Raw genomic sequence first — 690 nt, 5'->3', positions numbered from 1 at the left:
GGGGGAGAGGAAGAGAGGGGAAGGGAAAAGGAGAAGGAAGGGGAGGAGAGAGGAAGGGGGGAGAGAGGAGGAGAGGAGAGAGGAGGGAGAGGGGGGAAAAGAGAGGAAGAAAAAGGAGAGGAAGAAGGGAAGGAGGGGGAGGAGGGGAAGAAAGAGGAGAGAGAAGGAAAAGGAAGAGGAGAGAAAGAAGGGGAGAGGGAGAAAGGGGAAGGAAAGAAAAAAGAGAAGGGAGGAAGGAGAAGAGGAAGGAGAGAAGGAGGGAGGAGAGAAGAGGAGGGAGAAGGAGAAGAGAAGAGGAAGGAGGAAGGAGGGAGGAAGGAAGAGGGGGGAAGAAAGAAAGAAAGGAAGGGAAGGAAGGAGAGAGAAGAAGAAGAGAGAAAGGAGAAAAGAAGGAAAGAAAAGAAGAGAGGAAAAAGGAAAAAAGAGGAGGAGGAGAGGAGAGGAAAAAGAGAAGGAGAAGAGAAGAGAAAAGGAAGAAAGGGAAAGGGAGAGAAAGAAGAGGAAGAAGAAAGAAGAAGAGGGGGAAGAGAAGGAGAGGAAGGAGAGAGGAGGAAGGGAGGAGAGAGAGGAAAGGAAAGAGAAAAGAGAAGAAAGAGAGGGGAGGAGGAAGAAGAGAGAGGGGAGGAAGGGAGGGAAGGAGGAAAGAGAGGAGAAGAAGCGGGGAGCAGGAGAGAGGAAGCCAAAAAGGGT

At 50.9% G+C, this 690-nt stretch carries 1 protein-coding gene; it reads left to right on the top strand.

Annotated features, from left to right (window positions below):
* Nucleotides 1–690 (top strand): hypothetical protein (locus IB228_RS20115; protein ID WP_192199655.1); only part of this gene is annotated, 690 nt, incomplete at both ends.

Origin of the sequence: Pseudoxanthomonas sp. PXM04, assembly GCF_014851695.1 — a bacterium.
Taxonomy (GTDB): Bacteria; Pseudomonadota; Gammaproteobacteria; order Xanthomonadales; family Xanthomonadaceae; genus Pseudoxanthomonas_A; species Pseudoxanthomonas_A beigongshangi.
This window is presented reverse-complemented; position numbering and strand designations above follow the sequence as displayed.